Consider the following 20,706-nt stretch of genomic DNA (forward strand, 5'->3'; position numbering starts at 1 on the left):
CTTCGGCGGCAGCTCTGCGAATCTCAATTGTCTCTGAAGCACTGTGATCCTCTCCTGACCCATGCGACCCACGCAGCGGGCTAGGCAATGCGCTCCTACATGTCCGTGGTGGGTAAAGCCCGTCCGCAGCCAAAAATCCTATGATTAGAGTTGTTCTCGATGACCTCCGATACGGATTCTCTCGCCGGGCTTATTTCGATTTGGTCGAGGTCATTGAATCCTGCATCGCCCGACAGCCGCGCCGTCGGTAGGGATCAGCAAGCGTTCAATTTCCAGATGGTGGCTGCGAGAGGCGGATACCAACGTTTCTCGTCTGAACGTAGCCGTCCAGCGCTTCCTGACCCTTCTCCCTGCCGTAGCCGGACTGGTTTATCCCACCGAACGGTGTTTCCACCCCGCCCACATACCACCCATTCACGTACACTTGACCGGCCCAAAGGCGGTCGGCGGTCCAGAGGGCCCGGTCAATATCCCGCGTGAACACGCCCGCTGCCAGACCGTGAACGGTGTCGTTCGCGAGATTGACGGCCATTCCCGGATTATCGAACGTGGTAACGGCAAGAACAGGACCGAATACTTCTTGCTGGAAGAGATTGCTGTCTCGCGCGACATCGGCAAACACCGTGGCCGCCATAAAGTAACCGCTCCGCTCCGAAAGCGCAGTCCCGCCGGTTACGAGTCGCGCGCCCTGCGAGAGGGCCGTCTGGCAGGCCCGCTCAACTCCTTGTCGTTGGTTTCGGGAGATCAACGGGGTGATGTCGCAGTTTTCGCGTCCTGGACCGACCGACAGTCCTTCGACGCAGACCCTCACTCTTTCCACCAGTTTGTCTGCAATAGAACGTTCCACAATAAGACGTGTAAGGTTGTTGCAATTCTGGCCTGCATTCAGAAAGGTCCCGACGCGTACCGCTTCCACAACGCAGTCGAGGTCGGCATCGGAATACACAACTGCAGCCGACTTTCCGCCCAGTTCCATTATGCAGGGCACGATCCGATCCGCTGCCGTCTTGAGCACCGTCCGCCCAGTAGTAATCGAGCCCGTGAAGACGATGTGGCGAACGTCGGGATGTTCGATCAGCGCCTGGCCTGCCGTTTGGCCGTATCCAGTGAGCACGTTGACCGCTCCGGCAGGCAGCCCCGCTGTCTCACAGGCACGCGCAAGTTCAACTCCGGAAAGGGGAGCTAGTTCCGGCGACTTCACCACGACTGAGTTGCCGGTTGCGATGGCGCAGGCCAGCGAGCGGGCCGTCAGTTCAAGTGGACCATTCCACGGAACGATCTGGGCGGACACGCCGAAGGGACTTCTGACTGTGTAGTTGACCAGGTTGGCCCCGCGCGGGATCGAGCGCCCTTCAAGTTTGTCGGCCAAGCCACCATAGTATCGCAGGTATCTGATGGCGGTCTGAACCTCGCCATCGGCAAGTTCCAATGCCTTCCCCGTCTCCGCGCAGTTAATGGCTGCGATCTCGTCGAAACGCGCTTCAAGGGCGTCGGCAACGCGAAACAACATGCGACCGCGATCATACGGATGCATGTCTATCAGCACGCGGTCGCGAAAAACGCGGTGAGCAGCAGTAACGGCAAGCTCGATGTCTTGGGGTCCTGCTTCAGCTACGACAGCAATCGTTTCGGCGCTCGCCGGGTCATCGACCTCGATGCGTGTGCCGGACACAGAATCCCGCCACTCGCCATCGATATAATTTTTGACTACGTCGTTGCTGGCCATCCAGTCCTCTTTCTTATCGCTCGATTTTCTTCGAATTGGCGCAGCGACAGTGGTCGGCGCCGCAGGAAGAACGGCAACCGTGGTATCGGTCCGGCAGTGAAAGCCCTAGTCTGCCGTTCAGCCGCTCCGAGTTCGCCCACTGCCACATGCCACGGAACGGCCTTCCCGTTCCGTGACTGCGAGCGGCCCGATTTTGGACCTGCTAGTGGCCCGGTGCTTTGTCGGCTAGCGAGCCGCGCCTCCACCGTCGAGGGTAGTCGCTACTGCGCCAATGCTGTCGCGAATGATGGACAGACCACGCCGAAGGTCAGCCTCGGCGATGGTGAGGGCAGTCATGAACTTAAGCACCTCACCGTATGAGCCGGCGATCTCGATCACCAAGCCCCGACGAAAAGCCTCCTGGGAGACCAGACCTGGCAAGGAGTGGTGCTTCGGTGAAACGAGTCCGTACATCAGACCGCGGCCTCGCACGCTCAGGCCGAGGGTGGGGAATTCCTCGGTAATCGCGTTGAGTTCTTGGACCAAGATCGCAGACTTGCGAGCGATCTCATCCTCGAACTTGGAGTCGGACCAGTAAGCTTCGAGGGCCGCACGAGCAGTGACGAAAGCATAGTTGTTGCCTCTGAAGGTCCCGGTGTGTGCGCCCGGGGCCCAGACATCAAGTTCAGGCTTGATGAGAATAAGGGCCATTGGGGTTCCGATCGCCGACAAAGATTTGGACAGGGTAACGATGTCCGGCACAATTGCAGCCGCTTCGAAACTGAAGAAACTGCCCGCGCGACCGACCCCGGCCTGGATGTCATCGAGGATCATCAAGATTCCGTGCCGCGACGTTAGCTCGCGCAGCCGTTGCAGCCAAGTAACGCTCGCAGCATTGATGCCGCCTTCACCTTGGATCCCTTCCAGGATCACCGCGGCAGGTTTGTCGAGGCCACTGTTGGGGTCATTGAGAAGCTTTTCGAAGTAATCGATTGTGTCAACTGACGCCCCCAGGTAGCCTTCGTATGGCAACGATGTCACATGGGCGAGGGGAAACCCGGCAGCGGCCCGGTGCTCCTTGTTTCCCATCGCTGCCAATGCTCCAGCGCTTTCCCCATGGAACGAGTTGGTAAACGAGACGATGTTCGATCTCCCGGTCACCTGGCGAGCCAGTTTTAGACTCGCTTCGACCGCGTTCGTACCTGTGGGGCCGGGAAACTGTAATTTGTATGTCAGACCACGAGGCTTGAGAATGTATCGCTCGAAAGCTTCGATGAAGGCTTTCTTGGCCGTCGTGGCAAGGTCCAGCCCATGCACAATTCCGTCGCGCTCGATATAATCCAGCAGCGCCTTCTTGATGACGGGGTTGTTGTGCCCATAATTCAAAACGCCTGCACCGGCGAAAAAGTCGAGATATTCCCGACCGTCTGCAGCGATGAGAGTGGTCCCGACTCCGCGATCGAATAGGGCGGGGAAGGCGCGGACGTAGCTGCGCACCTCAGACTCCAGGCGATTGAAAACCGCGAGACCTGCATCCATTTCAGGTGCGAATTGCTTGCTCATAGGCGAACTCCTCAATCTGAAGCCTGCAAAGCCAGGCCTCTTCTGCTTTATGAAGTGGCGTGTAGGTGCCGTTGTGAGACAATAGCGCGCTACATTGGGCGCCTTGCGCAAATTCTGAGCGGCGGGATGCAGTAATTATGCGAAATTGCCGGCAGGTTGCATAAGGCCGGCGGTTTGTGTGGCTGCGGTGACGATTTTTCCCAACCACCTCAAGACGGCTGCATTTGATGCAGCAACCGGGGCAGGCGAACCTAGCGCTCGATTCCCTATACACAGATGAGACTCTTGGCAGCGTGAGCCAACGAATGGAAGCCGAAGCGCGGAAATAGAGGTCCCCCCTATCATCATCGTCCAGTCGGCTTAGCGTTTAAGTTCCGAGACGTTTCCTCGGCCGAACTGGGCGCAAGGCCTCGGCTTTTGACCGTCGGCTGCCATTGTCAGTTGGGCGATGGTGGACAGCACTCTTCGGCCAATGGCTATAACTGACGTCGAGGACGATAGCCGACTTTGGTCCCATGCCTGGCCTGATCGTTTGGGCTTCCGTCTGCGCGGGGTTGAGGCTACAGTCGAGTGCATATCGCAGTTTTTCTGCGCAAATTGCAGCTATTCCGGAGAATGACCATGGAATTGGATCGGATAGATCTGAAAATCTTAAGCGCTGTTCAGCGCAACAATCGCCAAACAACGGAAGAATTGGGCCAACTGGCCGGTATATCGCCCACGGCCTGTCAGCGGCGATTGAAGCAGTTGCGACAAATTGGCGTAATTGAGGCTGATGTTGCAATCGTGTCGCCTGAGGCGGTGGGCAGGTCCCTGATGATGCTGGTCTTGGTCGACATTGAGCGCTATCGTTCCGACGTCATCGATCGCTTCAAGCAGTCTCTACAGAAGGCGCCTGAAGTAATGAGCGCGTATGCGGTCACCGGTAACGCCGATTTCGTTCTCCTTCTCTCCGTGCGTGACTTGGCAGAGTACGACGCATTCTCGAGGCGTTTCTTCTTTGATAGCCCGGCTGTTAGAAATTACAGCACGATGATTGTGATGGATCGCACGAAGGTAACCTTGGCGGTGCCAATCGATGTATAGAACGCGCAATCTTACGCGCATTCAACAACTGGTTGATCCGATTCACCGATGACTGGCGCAAGGGTCAGCCGCCTTGCCCGCCGGCCATGATTGGGACGGGAGTTTTCGTACCGCTAAAGCGGCGATGGAGCGCAAGGCGAAGCATCATTCTGCTCCTTACAACGGCCTCGTCAGCGCGATGCTGCAAAAGCACTTCTGGACCTACCGGGCTGCATTCTGATGTATCTCGCGATAGGTTTGTCCCCTTCAGTCGCGATGCGCTTTGTCCACTTAAGTCACGACGCTCCGGCATCGCCTTCAGCCCTGATGGACTGCTGGCAAGGTCATGTTTAAACGTTCCGCCCCGTTGGGAGGCCGCCATAATGCGAATCTCTTAAGAATGCGCTGATTTCCTGCGTCCTGCAAGATAATTGCGCGTTTTTGCTTGCTCGCCGTCTGCTAGATTTTTGCCCGACTCAGACATTTGCGAGTTTGCGTGGTTTTCGATTATATCGTCGTGGGTGGTGGCTCCTCTGGATGCGTGATGGCGAGCAGGCTCTCCGCCTATGGCGCTCGCGTGCTGCTCATTGAAGCTGGCCCTGATACGCCGCCGAATGCCATTCCTGACGACATCCAGGATGGCGACCCAACGCGTGCTTACCTTAATCCCGGTTATCGATGGCAGTCACTCCACGCGACAACGGTGCGAGGTGGCCGCAAGCCTGTCCATTACGAACAGGCGCGCGTCATGGGTGGCGGCTCCAGCATCAATGCCCAAGTCGCCAACCGCGGCGGGCCCGGAGATTACGATGAGTGGGCCTCAAGCGGTGCAACGGGCTGGGGTTGGGAAGACGTGCTGCCCTACTTCCGTCGTCTAGAATGCGATTTGGATTTCGGCGGGGAATTTCATGGCACGAACGGCCCCTTGCCAATCAAACGTGTGCGCCAATCAGACTGGTCGGGCTTCATCCGGGCAATCTCCGATGCTTACGATGCTTTGGGGCTTCATTTCAGGCCAGACTTCAATGGTGCATTCGGTGATGGCTATTCAGTTGTCCCATTGACCAACCGCAATGGTCATCGGGTCTCCTCCGCGATGGCGTACTTACCCGAAACCGTCCGCTCTCGCCGCAATCTAACGATTTTATCCGAAACGACAGTTGCGCGGCTGACCTTTTTGGGAACAACGGTAACGGGGGTCGAGACGGAGAACAAATCGGGCGTGCAATCGTATAGCGCTTCTTGCGTTATCCTGTGCGCAGGAGCACTCCATTCACCCGCCATATTGATGCGCTCCGGGATCGGCCCCGCGAAGGAATTAGTACAATTCGGAATCCCTATCGTTGCAGATTTGAAAGGTGTGGGCCAGAATCTTCAGGAACACCCCACGATTTGCGTTTCGGCCTATTTGAAGCCGGCCGATCGCTTGTCACCCGGCGTGAGCGAATATATTCAGATGCACGCCCGCTACTCGTCGGGTTACGAAGGCTGCCCGTCGACCGATATGGCAATATCGACTGTTGCCAAATCATCCTGGCACCCGCTGGGGAGGCGCCTCGGCACTCTCGCCGTGTGGGTCAATCGCAGCTACTCGACGGGAACTGTGGCGCTCAAGGGTAGTTCGCATAAAATAGAGCCGGAGGTCGATTTCAACTGGTTGAGCGACAAGCGGGACGCCGAGCGCCTCAAGCAGGGCTTTCGCTTCATAGTCCGCCTGCTGCAGCAAGATTCGCTGTCCTCTGTGGCGCTGGACCCGTTTCCGTCAGCGTTGAATGCGCGAGCGAAGCTGGTGAGCAAGGTCACAAGCACAAACTATGCACTCACGTCATTTCTGGCGCTGCTCATGGACGCGTCGCCGCGGCTGCGCCGTGGGCTGATTAGGCGCGTCATAACGGATGGGGATAGCATTTCCGATCTCGTCAACGACGAGAAACATCTGGATCGGTATATTCGCCAGAACGTCATCCCAAGTTGGCATCCGACGTCGACCTGCAGGATGGGGGCAGCCGCGGATCCTGGCGCTGTGACCGATCCGTCGGGACGCGTTCATGGTATTTTGGGTTTGAGGATCGCCGACGCTTCCGTCATGCCATTTTGCCCTCGGGCGAACACAAACATTCCGACGATTATGGTGGCTGAGAAATTGGCCGACACAACCTTGAGAGACGGCAGACGGAGCTAGGCCAGGCGGCATGTACATTCTGCCGGAGCGCTGCCGCAATGTGGTGTTCACCGAGCCGCTTGCTAAGTTCACCGAAGCCCTGCTCATGCCGAATGGCAATCCCAAAAGACCAGCACTCCTTTGACGATATTCGTGATAAGGGCCTAACGCTGGTCACCACCGCCGGTTCCGACACGGTCACGACCGCCAAAGACGCGGGCATTCCGGAGGATCGTGTCATGCAGGTCGCCGGCCAGGCCGAATTCTTGCAGGCAGTGAAGGTCGGCCGCGCGGCGGCGGGGTCGCTAAACTACTTCACGGTAAGGAGCTCGCTGACAAGGTCGACAGCGTTGAAATGGCAGATCCGTTCACCCCGCCGGCTGGGAAGGCCGGCTACCCAAGTCTCGCCTTCCTGCCCAATCAGCAGGCGGTCGATGCCTTCAACGAGGTATTGAATACTTATATCGGCTCCGACCAAATGATGCAGTCGGTCAAAATACGGCTACACCAAAATCAATCTGCCGGACGGCACCAAGACCGGCGACCTGTGCAAGGGTTGAAATCTTGCGGGGAATGCCACCCATGCACCTAAAAGGCTCCCGGCCGCAGTGGCTGGGCGACGACAGAGCAAAGTGACAAGACGCGAGGCTCCGGGGTGCCGATTTCCGGTATTCAGACGAGATAGTTCGGCAACGTGGCATGTGAGGCTGCTACGCTCAGGAGTGAGCAATGGCAGTCCATCTCGCATGTCGCAATGCCGACCTGATGCCCCTCCTTTTGCCGAGGAACCGATGATCACCAAGCATCGCGTATCGGTTGATGGTGTCGAGACATCGTACTGCGAGAACGGAGCTGGTAGGCCGATTGTTTTCCTGCAGGGGGCGGGCTTCCGTGCAGAGGCTAAGAGTTCCTTTGTTCGGCAGCTGAACGGGCTATCCGATCAATTTACGGTAGTAGCGATTGATCAACTCCATTTTGGGGGAACGGATTATCCTGCTGACTGCAAATACATTAACCGGCTCGGTCGTGTGAATCATGTAATTAGCTTCCTCCAACAACTGGGTTTGAAGCAGATCACGCTAGTCGGCCATTCAGAAGGATCATTCGTCGACGCGCGGGTCGCGATCGTGCGTCCCGATCTTGTTTCTAAGCTTGTCCTGCTGACCGCTAACTCCGTGTCGCCGGCGTTCGGAGATGACCGTGACGAAGCTTGGCTGGAGGCCTGCCGGCAGGCTTACGGCTGTTCCGGCCCGATGCCGAGCGAAGAGGAATACATCACCGCACGGCGGAAAAGCTGCCGCGCCCACGGGCAGGATGTGGAATGCGCCGAGCGAGAAGCCTATCGGCGGGCCGCGGCTCGGGGACAATGGGAGATCTGGCAGAGATTGCCGGAAGACGAGACAAACCTGCATCGTTATCCACTGCTGCAGCAGAAGTATATCTTCCCCTACCTTGATCAGCTTCAGGCCCAGACGTTGATCATCTGGTCCAAGAACGACCCTACCGCGACGCCGGAGCAAGGGATCAACCTGGCGAAGCTGATCAGGAATTCAGATTTCCATCTGCTCAATAATGCCGGCGATTCCGTCCAGGTTGATCCGGAGCGAAGCCGTGAACAGACTCATCCGTCAATGGCACGAATGATCAACTGTGACGGGAACAATGCTCGGGCCAGCGTCTCCGAGGCGAATCTCTCAGCGGCGTGTCGCATACGACGAACTTGTGCCCTGCCATGGCAACAAGGGCATAGCCCAGGCGGTGGCGCCCATCCAACCGGGCAGGGCAGGAGTCATGCAAGACGTGGTGTGCCTCAGTTGGCCATACCACAGCTCGCGATTGTTCACTTCCAACGAACCACGGGGATGACGGAAATGTGCGTATGCACCCAAAAATCACCGAATTTCTGCGAATAACTTGCATTTCTCGCACAAAGCACCACAGCTGCGCTGCTACGCTCACGAAGCATGCACAAGTGGCGTAGCAAAGGATCGACTGGAGGAATCTATACCTAAGTGGGGACCCTGCAGCTCACACGATGATGGGAACCGCCGGACTACAAGCTCAACAAATGATGCAATGGTCTTTTCCCGAGGCATATCGGGAGACCATCGGCGATGCGAAAACGGAGGACTAACCAGTGGTCAAGTGGAAACTCGACGAATGCTTTAAGGCTGCAATCTTGAAGAGGATTGCCGCGCTCGGCCTGGCGGCGATGACAATCTCGTCCTTTGCCGGTTCGGCCTCGGCGGAGTCGCTGCTCGATAAGATTAAGAACGGAGAAACGATCCGTCTTGGCTTCACCAATGAGCCTCCCAGTGCCTATCCTGGTGCGAACAACGAGCCGCTTGGCCTGGTCAATGTGATGACACTGGACGTTCTGAGAAAGATGGGAACGACCAAAATCGAGCCGGTCGTAACCGATTGGGGTTCCCTTGTCCCGGGCCTCCAGGCTGGTCGCTTTGACATCATCACGGGCGGCATGTGGATTAAGCCGGAGCGGTGCCGCAACGTCCTGTTCAGCGAACCGATCGCATCGAGCAATGATTCGATGATCGTGCCGAAGGGCAATCCGGAAGCGCTGCATTCCCTCCATGACGCTCAGAAGAAGGGGCTTACCCTGGCCATCATGACGGGTACCACCGCAGTCGAGCAGGCGAAGAAATTAGGTTTCCCTGACGACAAGGTTATGCAGGTCGCCGGACCGCCCGAGGTCGTACAGGCTGTAAAGGCCGGCCGCGCCGCTGCCGGCTCGCTCTATAGTCTGAACGCGACGACTCTTGCCGAGCAGGATCCCAGCATTGAGGTGGCTGACCCGTATACCCCGCCGGGACCGAATGAACATCCCGCCATAGCCTTCCCGCTCAGCGAACAGGCTGCGGTAGACGCGTTCAATGCTGTGTTGAAAGACTATATTGGCTCTGACGAAATGATGGCCGCGGTCGGCAAATATGGTTACACCAAACGCGATCTCCCGGATGGCAGCAAGACCGCTGATCTTTGCAAGGGCTGAAGCTATGCGTCTGACCGCTCCCCGGCCCTTGGCCGGTAGGCGGTCAGTGGGGAGGGCATATGAGTAAGGTCGATCTCAGCTTTATCTTTGCCGTGCTCACCAAGGGCGTCATGACTACGGTCATCGTCACTCTTGGCGCCTGCGTCGTAGCGATCGTCCTTGGGCTTTTCGTGGGCCTGACCCGAGTCTCTCCCCGTCGGCAGTTGCGCTGGTTCAGTATCGCCTACATCGAATTCTTCCGCGGGACGTCCATGCTGGTTCAGCTCTACTGGTGGTTCTTTGTATTGCCGATTTTCGGTATTTTCCTGTCGCCGTGGACTGTCGGAATTTTGGGGATCGGAATGAATGCCTCTGGCTACGCAGCCGAGTATGTCCGCGCCGCCATTCAGGCCGTTGATAGGGGCCAGTATGAGGCATCTACAGCGCTCAATTTTTCGCGGCTCACCATGATGCGGCGTATTATCCTCCCACAGGCAATGCGCGCCATGCTGCCGACCTGGGGTAACATGCTCATCGATGTGCTTAAGGGTAGCTCGCTCGTCTTCTTCATCACCATTCCCGAATTTACTAGCGCCGCCAAGCAGGCGGCCGACGCAACTGGCGATTATATGCTGTTCTTTGCGGTTGCACTATTCGGTTATTACATCATCGCGCGCGCCCTCATCACTCCTTTCGTGCGCTGGCTGGAACGCCGCGTCTCGCGCGGTTTCGTTCGGGAGCAGGTGGCTTGAAGATCTGGGATTGGTCTTACGTATGGGAGGCTTTCCCATATCTCTATCAGGGAGCGATCGTCACCATTGAGGCTACGCTGCTCGGGTTTGCGATCGCGCTGATATTGGGTCTTGTCTTCGCGATGATTCGCCAGTCGCCAAACCGCTACGTCTCGACCACCATGGCGGAGATCGTGGAGTTTATCCGTTCAACGCCCTTGCTGCTGCAGTTGTTCTTTGTCTATTTCGTTGGTCCGCAGATCGGAATCTTCATTCCTGCCTGGACGGCGGGAGTTGGCGTGCTGGGGATCCACTATGCAGCCTATTGTTCCGAAGTCTTCCGCGGCGGCATCGAGAATGTGGATGGCGGCCAGTGGGAGGCCTGTACGGCACTAAACCTTTCGCGAACGCGGACCTGGCGAACAATCATTCTGCCGCAGGCGATCCCGCCCATGGTGCCAGCTCTGGGCAATTACTTCATCGGCATGTTCAAGGACACGCCGGTCCTGGCGGCAATCTCGATCTTCGAGATGCTGCAGCAGGCGAAAAATTTCGGGGGCAATAACTATCGATACATAGAAGCGATCACTATGTGCGGCTTCTTCTACTACGTGTTCAGCTTGGTTGCTTCCGCTATCGTGCAGTCGGTCCGCGTCTGGCTCAACCGCCGCTACCATCTGCAATAGGGAGGCCTTATACTATGAGCGAATTTGTGCTTCGCTTCGAGGACGATCTCACGAAGCGCCCTAGGGCATCAGCCAGGCGGGACGAGCTTGACCTCGATATCAGGCGCAGCGAAAAAGTCATGAACGAACCCATAGTTCGCTTCGAGAACGTCACAAAGCGCTACGGCGCGTTGACGGTGCTGGACGAACTCAATCTCGAGATCGCACGCAACGAGAAGGTGTCCATCATTGGTCCGTCCGGCTCGGGCAAGACCACCGTTCTGCGCATGCTGATGACGCTTGAGCACATCAACGGGGGGGTGATATGGGTCGACGGTGAACCGTTGACGCATACGCAGAAGAACGGCCAAATAGTGCCGGCGAGCGAGCGTCATCTCCGTCGCGTGCGTGCCAAGATCGGTATGGTGTTCCAGCACTTTAACCTGTTCCCGCATATGACTGCTCTGCAGAACTGCATGGAGGCGCCGATCTCCGTCCTTGGGCTCTCGAAGAAGGAGGCGGAGGCCCGAGCGGCAGAGCTGCTCGACTTGGTGGGCCTCGGCGACAAGAAGAACCATTTCCCGATCCAGCTTTCCGGGGGCCAGAAGCAACGCGTGGCGATCGCTCGGGCGTTGGCCATGCGGCCCAAGGTGATGCTGTTTGACGAGGTGACATCAGCGCTTGACCCGGAACTGGTTGGAGAGGTGCTCAACGTCATCCGCAAGCTCAGCGCCGAACATGACCTCACAATGCTGATGGTCACGCACCAGATGGGCTTTGCCAAGGAGTTCTCCGATCGCGTGTGCTTCTTTTCTGGCGGTAAGATTGTCGAGCAAGGCCCGCCCAGCCAGCTTTTAGGCAATCCGCAAAACGAGCGAACGCAGCAGTTTCTCAATGCGGTGCTGGAGACGAGGTGAGTTGCGGGTTGTGCCGCTAGTTGAGTTATCCCGTGGGTGGCTTCCGGGCAGGAACTGGTCCGTTCGGAGCAGGCTGCCCTGCGACGAACCTACGCGCGGTTTTTCAGGGCCGGGTTGATGTCGAGGTTACTGCCCCAGTTCATTCAGGACTGCATAACTAGGATCGTCCGGTCCAAGCCCCAGATTGGTCGAGTTAGGTAAATAGCGCTGCCCGTTCGGCAGTTGCGAGCTTGAAGATCTGATGTGCGTTCAATCTGCCATTCAGGGCATCTGGGCTCTGGAAAGTGCCCTAACACGATTGTCTGACGGCGGACGCAAACCCGGTATCCTACAGGCCCGGGGAGGGTCGCACAAGCGTTCTGCGGTTTCCCAGTTTTTACGGCTTTCATGCGAATGCACCAAAACAATGCCGACTTACTGCGCCTGGAAAGGCATGTTTCTCTGAAACAGCCGTTTCGACGCTGTTAAATTCGTGCATTCAGAGAGAACCTGTATCGCGCAGGTGATGGGCATTTGCTGCCGAAATCACCATCTTAGCTGCTTCCAGAAGAAGGATGCTTCCGTGACAACTCAACAAAGGGCCCTCGGAATTATTGGGCTGGAGATCGGACTTCCGCCTCGTGAATTTCCGCCACCGCAACCGGAGTCGGTCTTCAACCCGGCAACTTTCGACTTCCCAATTATAATAGAGACCGCGGCCGGGGCTTTGGAGGAGAGGGTCATTCCCGGTGATGCTTCTCTCGAGCCGGCCTACATTGCAGCTGCCAGGCGGTTGGTCGAGCGCGGAGCAGTCGCGATAACCGGGGACTGCGGGTTCAGTATCCGGTACCAGGCTGCAGTGGCCGCGTCTGTCGAAGTCCCGGTGGCCATGTCGAGCCTGCTACTGGCGCCCACGCTACTCCGGCAGCTTCCAGCTGACGCAAAGCTCGCCGTTGTGGCCGCAGACTCAAGACACTGCGGCAAAGAGCTGCTGGGCATAGATTCATCCGCAGAGGCAAGAGTAGTCATCGGCGGCATTGAAGGTGACGCGTGGCCGGCTGGTGTTGTTGAAATGGAGTCGGAGGTTGCAGCCTGTGTCGCGCGACTTGGCGCCGCACATCCGGGGATTGCCGCCCTCCTATTTGAATGTACATTGTTCCCGATGGTGACGTCAGCAATCCGTCGTAGGACAGGACTGCCCATCTATGACGCCGCGACCCTTTATCGGATGACATTCGCGTCCGTGGCTTGACCGCTTGGAGGCCACTATCCCAAAATATGAGCTCATGTCTGGTATGAGTTGCGGCTCGTTATTGTAACACACGTCCGCATCTTGTCGAATACTCTGTCGAGACTGGATCCTCGATTTCCGAGGTCAGGACGCGGTGCCTGAGATGCAGGTTGGATTTTTGGAACTCGTGCTGGTCGACCGTGATCCAGACGCTAAGCGGCGACCGACTTCGGCCGGAGTTGAAGCAGGGCGATCAAGGGCCACAAAAATCACTTCAGCCACCTGAGCAGGAGGGAGAAGTTGTATCCGGCGGCGGCCAGGACGGCGTTGAGGGCGTCGCCCTGCTGGCCGGCGAGGTAGTTGCGGCCCATGCGGTGTTCGTTCTTGATGTGGCCGATATGACGCTTGCCAGCGTGTGGCCGTCATAGGGATTGCCGGGCAGCGCTTTTGCATGCAGGGCGAACTGGCCGCCCTTGGAGCGCTTCAGCGTGGTGGCCACCGACACCTTCACACCGAACTCGTAGGGCATATGCGCCTTGCCCTTGCCAATGCATTCCACCTCGTGCGCGTGCAGGCTGTAGATCTTGCGGCCGCGCTGGCGCTGGCGTTGCTAGAGAACGGTGGCGGCCTGGTAGAACGGCCATTTGAAGAGCGCGTCCAGCCCCGCATCGCCGGCGATCTGGCGAGAAATGTCGCGAATGGTCCGGCCGAGATAGGTCTTGAGCCTGCGCAGCGCCTTGTTGGCCCGCTTGAACTGCTTGGCGTGGGCATAGCGCTGGTGGCTGATCAGCGCCAGCTGATAGCTCTGGCGCAAATGGAGCTCCTTCCCTCTTGGCCAGCCGCACCAGCCGTTCGCGCGCCCGGTTGATGAGCTTGGCGTCGGTCGGGAACATGACGTTCTTCGGCTGCACGGTTGTGTCGACGATCACCTGGCGCGTGTCGGCCGGCTTCATCGCCCCGGTCTTGACCGCAAGGCTGAGGCTCTCCTGCAACAGCGCCACGATCCGCTCCTCGCCCATGCGGCTGCGCCAGCGCGTCATCGACGAGAGGTCGAACGGCAGCGTATGGCAAAAGAACGTCTCGCCGGTGAGATACTGGAAGTAAGGGTTCTCCACCCAGCGCTCGCACAGCACCTCATCCGACAGGTTGAAGGTGTGCTTGAGGATCGCCAGCCCCGCCATCAGCCGGGTCGGCAGCGGCGGCATGCCGGGGCCGTCCGAATAGACGGCGCCGAAACGCTCCTCCAGCACCGGCCGGTCGATCGCCTGCTTCATGTTGATGATCTGATCGAGCCTGGAGCGGAACAGGTCCTGCTCTCCCGTCTCGCGTGGCTTGGACATTCGCCGTCCCCTCGATTCGCCGCCGCCGAACCGAGTGAATCACGCTCCGCAGCACAAGGGAATCGCAAAACCGAATTGCAGGAAAACAGCGTCCAAATACCGCTAATCCTGCAATTCAAAAGACGCTATCCGCCTCAATCAAAAGGCCAGATCAATGGCTTGCGGATAGTTCACGGTCGACGAGCTGGCGGCCACGCATCAGGCTGGAGATCCATCAGCGTTTACATCGTTTTTCAACGGGCGGCTCAAGCTCCGTGTTGTTGCGCGGCGCGCAGCTTGTCGAACGCCTCTTAGACCGTCGTGTGCCGGAAGAGGATATCCTCTGGAATTTCGGCATCGACATTCCGACATCACACATCCGTGATAAAGGCGTTTGCGGCTCGACGGGACCCTCCAACCCGAGGTCGCGAACAGAACCTGAATGACTGCCTCGTTTGCTATATGCGAATTGTCCGTGGGCGCCGCCAGGAGCTGGAACCGGCCAATCGACTTTAATTCTGGCTAGCTGTGCCCAGAATCGAGAAAAACGCCGGATTCATGCAGGCACAGCGGCCAATTTGCAGGAACCACCCCCCTGGGCACTGCTACTTATCTGGAATGAGGGGACTGTGGAGCTTCCGTCAAAAGGAAGCCAGATGTTCCGGGTTGAGGCCGTAGATCATCGTGGTCGTGTGAACATGAAGTGATGATAAAGCCGGCAAACAGGGAGGATAAAATGAGCCAATACTCATATAATCGTCGTGCGCTTATGAAGGCAATGCTGGCGATTTCGGCGACCCCTTGGGGGATTAACTCGAGGGCGTTCGCCTCGTCGTGCGACGATCGCATCCTGCGAATCGGCGGACTGGGTGGAGGCCCTGATTCGATGAACCCCTTCGCCACTTGGGGCTCCTTTTGGCCCTTGGCTATTTGCTATGATTTCTTGGTCTGCATAGACGCCCAGCGATACGACGATCGAAAGGGCTTTGCCCAATCTTGGTCCGTCGCCGACGACAACCTCACTTGGACCTTCAAGATCTGGCCCGGCATGAAGTGGTCGGACGGCCAGCCTGCTACCGCTAGGGACGCGGCGTTCACTTATAGTTATTTGCACGATTCCATAGGCAAGCCCGACGAGCTAAACGTCGGGTGGAACAGCACCAGCGGTCTTGAGAACGTCGAGTCCATCAAAGCGTTCGACGACGAGACTTTGCAGATCGTGACCAAGTTCCCCGCGACCTGGCCAATAGACAATATCATAATGATCGTTCCCGAGCACATTTGGAAGGACATCAGCTATGCTGACGCACGCGTAACCTTCCGCAACGATCCGCCTTTGGTGGGTACGGGACCTATGATCGTTTCGGAGTTTCACCAGGGCCAGTTTACACGCCTGACGCCGAACCCCTATTTCCGTACGGGGAAGCCCCAAATCGCGGGGGTGATCCTGCGGTCCTTCGATGCCGCCGATCCGATTGCGCAAGGTCTTAAGAGCGGGGAACTCGATTATGGCAACTACCTGACGTCCGCCCAGTGGGCTGATCTCTCGAAGGATCCCGACATTGTAGTCGGTGAATCCCGCATAGCTCAGAAAACCTATCTCGCCTTCAACACCGCTTCGGGAGATGGCGCAGGTAGCACCAAGGCTCTGCAGGATCCGGCGTTTCGCGATGCGCTCGGCTACGCGATCGATCAGAAGGCCATCGTCGATCGAGCCATGCGCGGACACGCCGACCCTGGTGTCGGACTCGCAATGCCGGTGGCGGCCGATTACTATTCAGATCTGAACGACATCAGGCGCCACTTCGATCTCGCCGAAGCCAACCGCCGGCTTGACGCCGCAGGGTACCGGGACACGAACGGCGATGGCATTCGGGAGGACAAGGACGGGAAGAGTTTCCAGCTAGAGCTGGTGTCTGGACCTTCAGCAAATATAGAGATGCCGGTCGCGGCAGTGCAGTTTATCGCTGGCTGGTTGGAGCAAATCGGTATCCCTGTATCGGTGACTCGGCTCGACTCCGGTGCGCTGAGCGCCCGCGCCGCAGCTCCGGCGAAAGGCGGCGGAGGGTGGGATCTGCTCATTTCCGATACCTGGCAAGGCCCAACACCTAAAGACCTGCTCATCTTCGGCAGCAGCAATTCCATCGGCATCAAGAACAAGGCGTACTGGACGAATGCGGAGTTCGACAAACTGTTCGCGGAGGTGCAGGTCACCGTTGACCTCAAGAAAAACCAAAAGCTGGTCGACCAGGCAGCGCGACTAATTTATACTGAAGCGCCTTACATCGTACTATGTTACCCCACCCTGCTCGAAGCCCACCGGAGGGATTGCTTCGAGGGTTGGGGAAAGCAAGGCATCATGTCGATGGACAGCTACTTCCCATTCGATCGCTTGAAGCCGGTGCCCGCGCCGTGAACGGAGGGGGAGGGAGCCGTCACATCCTGCGCATCATCGTCAGGGCCTCTATAACCCTCCTGATGGTGGCAGTCCTGAACTTCATCCTATTCCGAGTTATTCCAGGTGACCCTGCATCTCTTTTGCTTGGCGGGGCGCGCGTCAGCGTCACCGCCGAGCAGATTGAGGCGCAGAACCAACGTTGGGGCCTTGACCGGCCGCTGTTCCCGGACCAGGCGGTCGACTACCTGTCGGCAACACTCCGCGGCGATTTCGGCTACAGCTTCAAGTTCAGGGGCAGGCATGTCGCAGACCTGATAGCGGAACGCCTGCCGGACACCATAGTCCTAGTCGGGGTTGCTCAGATAATGGCAATCGTTATTGGGGTGATGCTTGGGATCTACGCAGGCTGGCGCCGGGGAGGAGCCGGCGACCGTATCGCAACCGGAGCCTCTCTGGCGCTCTATTCTACGCCGGCTTTCTGGCTCGGCATGATCCTGGTGGTAATCTTCAGCACGGCATTGGGTTGGCTCCCGGGCTATGGTGCATACTCGCCCGGCCTGATCACGGGCTCTCTTGGTTCGTTCCTCGACTACCTGCAACATCTCACGCTTCCCGCCACTGCGGTGGCGCTTGGGCTAATCGGCCAGTACGTCGTCGTCGCTCGTGCCGCAATGAGTGACGTACTCACCGAGGATTACATGGTAACCGCACGGGCGAAAGGGCTGACCAACGGTCAAATGCTGATGCGTCATGCATTTCGCAATGCAATGCTACCGGTCGTGACCTTGATCACCCTCAATATTGGCTATGTGGTCGCCGGGGCCATCACTGTCGAAGCCGTTTTCGCCTGGCCGGGTATCGGCGGGCTGACGGTGGAAGCACTCAACGCACGGGACTACCCAGTCCTTCAAGGCATATTCCTGTTGCTTGGCGTTTCAATTGTTCTCGCAAACCTCGTAGCCGATCTTGCCTACAGCCTTCTAGATCCGAGGGTCCGACAATGAGCGACAATATTGTTCGATATTGCCCGCGAGGCCGGGCGCGCGCAATAAAAGGCTTTCTGCGTCAATTTCTCAGCTATGGCGGTGCTCAGGTGGGCCTCGTATGTCTGGTATTCTTTCTTGTTGTGGGAGCGGTCCCCAATATTCTGGCGGGACCGCTCCAGACTGCGATCAATGCAACTGGCGATTTCCTCGCACCCCCATCAGGCGAGCATCTGCTCGGCACGGACGAAATCGGGCGGGACGTGCTCAATCTGGTCCTCCATGGTGCCCGGATCTCGCTTACGATTGCGCTACTCGCGACTGTGATCAGCCTCGTCGTTGGGACTACAATCGGTACGACCGCTGGCTACTATGGTGGCAGGGTCGACGTCTGGCTGATGCGCTTGACAGACTTCTTTTTTGTCATGCCGTCCTTCGTGCTGGCGCTGGTCATTACACCCGTGGTTCTCGAGGTGATGGGGCGCGGTGGAGAAATCCTGGGCTTCCGTCCTTCTCTTTTCGTGATCATTGTCGTTATAGGCATGACAAGCTGGTCCTTTGTTGCACGTATCGTCCGGAGTCAGACACTGTCGCTTAAGGAGCGACCATTCATTGATCGTGCGCGCGTTGCGGGTAGCAGTAATTTCGGCATCATGGTGCGGCACATCCTCCCCAATCTCGTGCCGCAAATCGCAGCCAATGGTGCGCTGGTGGTCGCCAGCGCAATCTATGTCGAGACATCGCTCTCATTCCTTGGACTCGGGGACCCGTTGCAGCCTTCATGGGGCACTTTGCTTTCGCTCGCTCAGCGCGCCGGCGCGGCCAGTGCTGGAGCCTGGTGGTACCTCGGCGCCCCAGGACTGTGCGTACTCACGGTTTCGCTTAGCTTCGTCCTGATTGGCAGTGCCCTTGACGACACGTTCAATCCACGGCGGAGGGTGATCCCATGACCAGCTCCTCCCAGGACAAAACACCGCTTCTGGAAATAGACCGGCTCTCTGTCGATTATGGGCTCAAGGGCGTTTCATTGCGAGCAATCGACGGCGTAAGCTTCGCGCTCCGAGCCGGAGAGGCCGTGGGCCTCGTCGGAGAATCGGGCAGTGGCAAGACCACGACCGCGATGGCGATCGCTGGTCTACTATCACCCAACGCGCGGGTCAGCGGCGGCCAAGTGCGCTATCGTGGCAACCGACTGCCGATCGACGATGATGCGGCGATGCGGCCACATCGCTGGAGCGAAACGTCCGTTGTCTTCCAGGGCGCGATGAACGCACTTAATCCTGTTCACCGCATTATCAAGCAGATCGCCGAGCCATGCATGCTGAAGCTCGGCATGTCGCGGGGCGAGGCGACCAAGCGGGGAAGTGAGTTGCTTCAACTGGTCGGCATCCCGGCGGATCGTGGTTCCGCCTACCCTCACGAGTTGTCGGGCGGAATGCGACAAAGGGTGATGATTGCCATGGCGCTCGCGTGTCGACCTTCGATTATCATTGGTGACGAGCCCACCACAGCGCTCGACGTCATCACTCAGGCTCAGATCCTTAACCTGCTAGGCGACTTGCGATCGCAGTTGAGCCTCGCCCTGATTTTGATCACCCACGACCTTTCTGTGGTGGCTAAGTGTTGTGATCGCGTAATGATCATGTACGCGGGCCGCATCGTCGAGGATGGCACTGTCGCCGAGATTTTCGCCCAGCCCAAACATCCCTACACCCGACAGCTGATCGAATCGATCCCGAACCCAGCGAGCGGCAAAAAGATGATCCGGCCAATACCGGGTGATCCTCCCAACTTGGTGAATCGACCCTCGGGCTGCGCTTTCCATCCGCGTTGCCCGTCGGTCATGGGGGGGTGCGCGACCGAAGTCCCCAGCCTCAATAAGTTCGGGCGGGGACGTGTCGCCTGTCACCTTCACCGGTCCTTGACGCAAGAAGACAAGGTCGCTGTTCATGCCTGACACTGCCGGCATCCTGCGTCTCGAGAGCCTGCAAGTTCATTTTCCTATCCAGGGCGGTCTGTTCGACCGTGTCCTGGGCCGATCTGTCGGCGCCATGCGCGCGGTAGACGGGATCGACCTCAACGTCGGGCGGGGCGAGATCGTCGCCCTGGTCGGCGAATCGGGAAGCGGCAAGACCACTGTGGGCCGCGTCATCACCAAGCTTGCCAAGCCGACTGGCGGCAGAATGCTGTTCGAAGGCCGCGACATGAGGTCGGTAGAGGGCTTCTCGGCTCTACGTCCGTACCGGCGTCGCGTGCAAATGATCTTCCAGGACGCTTATCAGGCCCTCAATCCGCGACACACCGTGTTCGACATCGTGGCGGAGCCGTTGCAGTCCCTGCGGCTGGTCGGTAACGCCACTCAACTCGCCGACCGGGTGAGTGAAGCGCTTGCGGCCGCTGGGCTCAATCCTCCCGGCGATTTCTTCGCCCGCTTCCCGCACGAGCTATCCGGCGGGCAGCGCCAGCGCGTCGTGATTGCAGGAGCGCTTGCCGTCCGGCCGGAACTCATCGTTGCTGATGAACCTGTATCGATGCTCGATGTCTCGATACGCGCTCAGATTCTTCAGGTCCTGGTTGACTTGCGCGACAGGCACAACATGGCGCTGCTGTTCATCACCCACGATTTGCCCCTTGCCTGGCTGATCGCCGACCGGATTGCGGTCTTGTATCTTGGAAAATTGGTCGAGATTGGTAGCGCCGACGAGATCACATTCAACCCTCGCCATCCGTATACCGTCGCCTTGCGCAACGCCACACCGCAGATTGGCGGCAACGCAGGTCGCGCCGAGTTGCCGGCCCTGCAGGGCGAGGTTCCAAGTGCCGCGCGCGTGCCGAAGGGCTGCCGTTTCCATCCTCGTTGCCCGCTTGCCTTCGACCGTTGCAAAGCTGAGGAGCCGCCGGCGATCGAAGTTGGACCACAGCACCTGTCAGCCTGCTGGCTCGCTAAGTGAAAGGCATGCAATCAGCGCCACCCCAATGAGCGTATTCCATCTGGTATTG

The 20,706-nt window shown here is 58.2% G+C and carries 15 protein-coding genes and 1 pseudogene; 13 read left to right on the plus strand and 3 right to left on the minus strand.

Annotation, left to right across the window (positions count from 1 at the left end):
* Nucleotides 1-265: 265 nt before the first annotated feature.
* Both QAZ22_RS06380 and ectB read right to left on the minus strand, forming a co-directional pair.
* Nucleotides 266-1,726 (minus strand): aldehyde dehydrogenase family protein, encoded by a 1,461-nt coding sequence (locus tag QAZ22_RS06380; RefSeq protein ID WP_063169351.1) that lies wholly within the window; start codon nucleotides 1,724-1,726, stop codon nucleotides 266-268.
* A gap of 225 nt (nucleotides 1,727-1,951) precedes the next feature.
* Nucleotides 1,952-3,268: a diaminobutyrate--2-oxoglutarate transaminase gene (ectB, locus tag QAZ22_RS06385; protein WP_063169350.1), complete on the minus strand. Its 1,317-nt coding sequence runs from the start codon at nucleotides 3,266-3,268 to the stop codon at nucleotides 1,952-1,954.
* 621 nt (nucleotides 3,269-3,889) lie between these two features.
* Between ectB and QAZ22_RS06390 the strand changes: the two genes are divergently transcribed.
* From QAZ22_RS06390 to QAZ22_RS06425, 8 genes are all read left to right on the plus strand, one after another.
* On the plus strand, nucleotides 3,890-4,354 hold the full coding sequence (locus QAZ22_RS06390) for an Lrp/AsnC family transcriptional regulator (protein WP_063169349.1): 465 nt from the start codon (nucleotides 3,890-3,892) through the stop codon (nucleotides 4,352-4,354).
* 523 nt (nucleotides 4,355-4,877) lie between these two features.
* A complete protein-coding gene (locus tag QAZ22_RS06395) occupies nucleotides 4,878-6,515 on the plus strand; it encodes a GMC family oxidoreductase (RefSeq protein ID WP_244514238.1) in 1,638 nt (545 codons plus the stop codon).
* Between the two features lie 770 nt (nucleotides 6,516-7,285).
* Nucleotides 7,286-8,407 carry an alpha/beta hydrolase gene (locus tag QAZ22_RS06400; protein ID WP_063169347.1) on the plus strand — a complete coding sequence of 374 codons (1,122 nt, stop codon included), beginning with the start codon at nucleotides 7,286-7,288 and terminating at the stop codon, nucleotides 8,405-8,407.
* 224 nt (nucleotides 8,408-8,631) lie between these two features.
* A complete protein-coding gene (gene ehuB, locus QAZ22_RS06405) occupies nucleotides 8,632-9,504 on the plus strand; it encodes an ectoine/hydroxyectoine ABC transporter substrate-binding protein EhuB (RefSeq protein ID WP_082826582.1) in 873 nt (290 codons plus the stop codon).
* Between the two features lie 59 nt (nucleotides 9,505-9,563).
* Entirely contained in the window at nucleotides 9,564-10,235 is a 672-nt protein-coding gene (gene ehuC / locus QAZ22_RS06410) for an ectoine/hydroxyectoine ABC transporter permease subunit EhuC (RefSeq protein ID WP_063169346.1), read from the plus strand.
* Nucleotides 10,232-10,900: an ectoine/hydroxyectoine ABC transporter permease subunit EhuD gene (gene ehuD / locus QAZ22_RS06415; protein WP_063169345.1), complete on the plus strand. Its 669-nt coding sequence runs from the start codon at nucleotides 10,232-10,234 to the stop codon at nucleotides 10,898-10,900. Before ehuC ends, ehuD begins: the two co-directional genes overlap by 4 nt.
* A 119-nt stretch (nucleotides 10,901-11,019) precedes the next feature.
* Nucleotides 11,020-11,796, plus strand: a complete 777-nt coding sequence (gene ehuA, locus QAZ22_RS06420; RefSeq protein ID WP_063170381.1) for an ectoine/hydroxyectoine ABC transporter ATP-binding protein EhuA — start codon at nucleotides 11,020-11,022, stop codon at nucleotides 11,794-11,796.
* 562 nt (nucleotides 11,797-12,358) lie between these two features.
* Nucleotides 12,359-13,027 carry a hypothetical protein gene (locus tag QAZ22_RS06425; protein ID WP_176477193.1) on the plus strand — a complete coding sequence of 223 codons (669 nt, stop codon included), beginning with the start codon at nucleotides 12,359-12,361 and terminating at the stop codon, nucleotides 13,025-13,027.
* Nucleotides 13,028-13,275: 248 nt separating this feature from the next.
* Here QAZ22_RS06425 and QAZ22_RS06430 read toward each other — a convergent pair.
* Nucleotides 13,276-14,346, minus strand: a pseudogene (locus QAZ22_RS06430) (IS5 family transposase).
* A gap of 715 nt (nucleotides 14,347-15,061) precedes the next feature.
* Here QAZ22_RS06430 and QAZ22_RS06435 point away from each other — a divergent pair.
* The 5 genes from QAZ22_RS06435 (at nucleotide 15,062) to QAZ22_RS06455 (ending at nucleotide 20,657) form a co-directional block, all read left to right on the plus strand.
* On the plus strand, nucleotides 15,062-16,741 hold the full coding sequence (locus QAZ22_RS06435; protein WP_063170379.1) for an ABC transporter substrate-binding protein: 1,680 nt from the start codon (nucleotides 15,062-15,064) through the stop codon (nucleotides 16,739-16,741).
* Nucleotides 16,742-16,803: 62 nt separating this feature from the next.
* Nucleotides 16,804-17,727: an ABC transporter permease gene (locus tag QAZ22_RS06440; protein ID WP_176477192.1), complete on the plus strand. Its 924-nt coding sequence runs from the start codon at nucleotides 16,804-16,806 to the stop codon at nucleotides 17,725-17,727.
* On the plus strand, nucleotides 17,724-18,656 hold the full coding sequence (locus QAZ22_RS06445; RefSeq protein ID WP_063169343.1) for an ABC transporter permease: 933 nt from the start codon (nucleotides 17,724-17,726) through the stop codon (nucleotides 18,654-18,656). The genes QAZ22_RS06440 and QAZ22_RS06445 overlap by 4 nt, the downstream gene beginning before the upstream one ends.
* Nucleotides 18,653-19,663: an ABC transporter ATP-binding protein gene (locus QAZ22_RS06450; RefSeq protein WP_063169342.1), complete on the plus strand. Its 1,011-nt coding sequence runs from the start codon at nucleotides 18,653-18,655 to the stop codon at nucleotides 19,661-19,663. The genes QAZ22_RS06445 and QAZ22_RS06450 overlap by 4 nt, the downstream gene beginning before the upstream one ends.
* Nucleotides 19,656-20,657, plus strand: a complete 1,002-nt coding sequence (locus QAZ22_RS06455; RefSeq protein WP_063169341.1) for an ABC transporter ATP-binding protein — start codon at nucleotides 19,656-19,658, stop codon at nucleotides 20,655-20,657. The genes QAZ22_RS06450 and QAZ22_RS06455 overlap by 8 nt, the downstream gene beginning before the upstream one ends.
* Nucleotides 20,658-20,706 lie beyond the last annotated feature (49 nt).

It is taken from the genome of Mesorhizobium sp. WSM4906 (assembly GCF_029674625.1).
Classification (GTDB): domain Bacteria; phylum Pseudomonadota; class Alphaproteobacteria; order Rhizobiales; family Rhizobiaceae; genus Mesorhizobium.

Coding starts and splice junctions, on each gene's coding strand:
- QAZ22_RS06380 (WP_063169351.1), bottom strand. CDS start 1,726: ATGGCCAGCAACGACGTAGTCAAAAATTATATCGATGGCGAGTGGCGG.
- ectB (WP_063169350.1), bottom strand. CDS start 3,268: ATGAGCAAGCAATTCGCACCTGAAATGGATGCAGGTCTCGCGGTTTTC.
- QAZ22_RS06390 (WP_063169349.1), top strand. CDS start 3,890: ATGGAATTGGATCGGATAGATCTGAAAATCTTAAGCGCTGTTCAGCGC.
- QAZ22_RS06395 (WP_244514238.1), top strand. CDS start 4,878: ATGGCGAGCAGGCTCTCCGCCTATGGCGCTCGCGTGCTGCTCATTGAA.
- QAZ22_RS06400 (WP_063169347.1), top strand. CDS start 7,286: ATGATCACCAAGCATCGCGTATCGGTTGATGGTGTCGAGACATCGTAC.
- ehuC (WP_063169346.1), top strand. CDS start 9,564: ATGAGTAAGGTCGATCTCAGCTTTATCTTTGCCGTGCTCACCAAGGGC.
- ehuA (WP_063170381.1), top strand. CDS start 11,020: ATGAACGAACCCATAGTTCGCTTCGAGAACGTCACAAAGCGCTACGGC.
- QAZ22_RS06435 (WP_063170379.1), top strand. CDS start 15,062: ATGAGCCAATACTCATATAATCGTCGTGCGCTTATGAAGGCAATGCTG.
- QAZ22_RS06440 (WP_176477192.1), top strand. CDS start 16,804: ATGGTGGCAGTCCTGAACTTCATCCTATTCCGAGTTATTCCAGGTGAC.
- QAZ22_RS06445 (WP_063169343.1), top strand. CDS start 17,724: ATGAGCGACAATATTGTTCGATATTGCCCGCGAGGCCGGGCGCGCGCA.
- QAZ22_RS06450 (WP_063169342.1), top strand. CDS start 18,653: ATGACCAGCTCCTCCCAGGACAAAACACCGCTTCTGGAAATAGACCGG.
- QAZ22_RS06455 (WP_063169341.1), top strand. CDS start 19,656: ATGCCTGACACTGCCGGCATCCTGCGTCTCGAGAGCCTGCAAGTTCAT.